The 1,477-nt window shown below is 65.5% G+C and carries 1 protein-coding gene; it reads left to right on the top strand.

The window, feature by feature from the left end; all coding sequences use genetic code 11:
* The first annotated feature begins 134 nt into the window (after positions 1 to 134).
* Positions 135 to 1,394, top strand: coding sequence for an IS256 family transposase (locus OTB19_RS42795; RefSeq protein ID WP_267804265.1), 1,260 nt, complete (start codon positions 135 to 137; stop codon positions 1,392 to 1,394).
* The last annotated feature ends 83 nt before the right edge of the window (positions 1,395 to 1,477 follow it).

Here is a 1,477-nt window from a genome sequence, read left to right on the forward strand (position 1 = left end):
GAGGGTGTATACCAGGTTGTGTGAGTAGGGGATGATTGCTCCTGTCTGGTCCGGTTCCTGCCTCGAACGGAAAGTGACGCACAGTGATATCGAGGCAGAATTCTCAGCGGGACCGCAGCGAGGCGGCGGAGCGGGTGGCGGCGGTGCTGTCGCCGGAGGCGATTGACGCGTTGGTCGCGGACGCGCGGGATTCCGGGGTCCCTCTGGACGGCCGGGACGGGCTGCTGGGGCAGATGATGAAGGCCGTGGTCGAGCGGGCTCTGCGGGCTGAGATGGCGGATCATCTCGGTTACGAGGCCGGGGATCCGGCCGGTCGGGGCAGCGGGAACAACCGCAACGGCTCCTACGGCAAGACGCTGACCACCACGGCCGGTCCGGTCGAGATCGACGTGCCGCGGGATCGCCAGGGCGACTTCGAGCCGCGGATCGTGCCCAAGGGCACCCGCCGGCTGGGGCAGGTGGACGAGATGATCCTGTCGCTGTACGCCCGCGGCATGACCACCCGGGACATCACCGCACACCTGTACGAGGTCTACGGGGCCCAGGTGTCCCCGGCGTTGGTCTCGAAGGTCACGGACGTGATCGCGGACGAGGTCGCGAGCTGGCAGGCCCGGCCGCTGGACGAGTGTTACCCGATCTTGTACATCGACGCGATCCGGATCAAGGTCCGCGACAGCGGACACGTCGTCAACAAGGCCGCCCACCTGGTCATCGGCGTCGACACCGAGGGCGTCAAGAACGTCCTGGGCATCTGGCTGCAGGACAACGAGGGCGCGAAATTCTGGCTCCACGTGCTGACCCAGCTCAAGCACCGCGGGCTGCGGGACGCCTTGATCGTGTGTTGCGACGGGCTCAAGGGCCTGCCCGAGGCGATCGAGGCCGTCTGGCCGGCGGCGATCACGCAGACCTGCGTCGTTCACTTGATCAGGTCGGCGCTGAAGTACGTCAACTCCACCGACCGCAAGAAGGTCGCCGCGGCCCTCAAGCCCATCTACACCGCGGTCGACGAAACCGCCGCGCTTGAGGCCCTGGAGTCCGTCCGTGAGGACTGGGGCCGGCAGTACCCCGGCGCGATCAGCGTGTTCGAGAACGCGTGGGAGCAGTTCATCCCGTTCCTCGACTTCGACCAGGACATCCGCCGCGTCATCTACACGACCAACGCCATTGAGTCGATGAACCGCAACCTGCGCAAACTCATCAAAACCTCCGGCCACTTCCCGTCCGACGACGCCGCGATGAAGATGCTCTACCTCGGTATCCGCAACATCGAAGGCCGGCACATCGACGGCAACGGGAAGGTCCCCACCGGCCGTATCCGCGGCACCGGAACCCTCGGCTGGACCCGCGCCATGAACCAGTTCAAGATCCGGTTCGGCGACCGGCTCCCTCTCTGATCATCATCAACTGACAGTAACCACGGCAGGAACCAGGACCACGGAGCAAAACACCGATCACACACAACCCAATTGACATCCCC

This window comes from Streptomyces sp. H27-H5 (assembly GCF_026627505.1).
Lineage (GTDB): Bacteria > Actinomycetota > Actinomycetes > Streptomycetales > Streptomycetaceae > Streptomyces.